Source organism: Burkholderia sp. RF4-BP95 (assembly GCF_001521985.1).
GTDB classification, from domain to species: Bacteria; Pseudomonadota; Gammaproteobacteria; order Burkholderiales; family Burkholderiaceae; genus Burkholderia; species Burkholderia diffusa.
Genome location: NZ_LOSX01000097.1, coordinates 1 through 1,010, shown reverse-complemented (window position 1 = coordinate 1,010; position 1,010 = coordinate 1). Strand labels below are relative to the sequence as shown.

Here is a 1,010-nt window from a genome sequence, read left to right as displayed (position 1 = left end):
AACCGCCGCCAGGAAGAGCACATCGAGCTGATCGCGTCGGAAAACTACACGAGCCCGGCCGTGATGGCCGCACAGGGCTCGCAGCTCACGAACAAGTACGCGGAAGGGTATCCGGGCAAGCGTTACTACGGCGGCTGTGAATACGTCGACGTCGTCGAGCAGCTGGCGATCGACCGCGTGAAGCAGCTGTTCGGCGCGGAAGCCGCGAACGTGCAGCCGAACTCGGGTTCGCAGGCGAACCAGGGCGTGTTCTTCGCGATGCTCAAGCCGGGCGACACGATCATGGGCATGAGCCTCGCGCACGGTGGCCACCTGACGCACGGCTCGCCGGTGAACATGTCGGGCAAGTGGTTCAACGTCGTGAGCTACGGCCTGAACGAGAACGAAGACATCGACTACGACGCCGCCGAGAAGCTGGCGAACGAACACAAGCCGAAGCTGATCGTCGCGGGCGCGTCGGCATTCGCGCTGAAGATCGACTTCGAGCGTCTGGCGAAGATCGCGAAGTCGGTCGGCGCGTACCTGATGGTCGACATGGCGCACTACGCCGGCCTGATCGCGGCGGGCGTGTATCCGAACCCGGTGCCGCACGCGGACTTCGTGACGACGACGACGCACAAGAGCCTGCGCGGCCCGCGCGGCGGCGTGATCCTGATGAAGGCCGAGTACGAGAAGCAGATCAACTCGGCGATCTTCCCGGGCATCCAGGGCGGCCCGCTGATGCACGTGATCGCGGCGAAGGCGGTGGCGTTCAAGGAAGCGCTGTCGCCGGAATTCAAGGCGTACCAGGAGAAGGTGGTCGAGAACGCGCGCGTGCTGGCTGAAACGCTGGTCAAGCGCGGGCTGCGGATCGTGTCGGGCCGTACGGAAAGCCACGTGATGCTGGTGGACCTGCGCGCGAAGAACATCACGGGCAAGGCAGCGGAAGCGGCGCTGGGCGCGGCACACATCACGGTGAACAAGAACGCGATCCCGAACGATCCGGAAAAGCCGTTCGTGACGAGCGGGAT

General features: G+C 64.9%; 1 protein-coding gene. It reads left to right on the top strand.

Going from position 1 to position 1,010, the window contains the following annotated elements; genetic code table 11:
• Nucleotides 1-1,010 (top strand): serine hydroxymethyltransferase (glyA, locus tag WS46_RS33025; protein ID WP_059693700.1); only part of this gene is annotated, 1,010 nt, incomplete at both ends.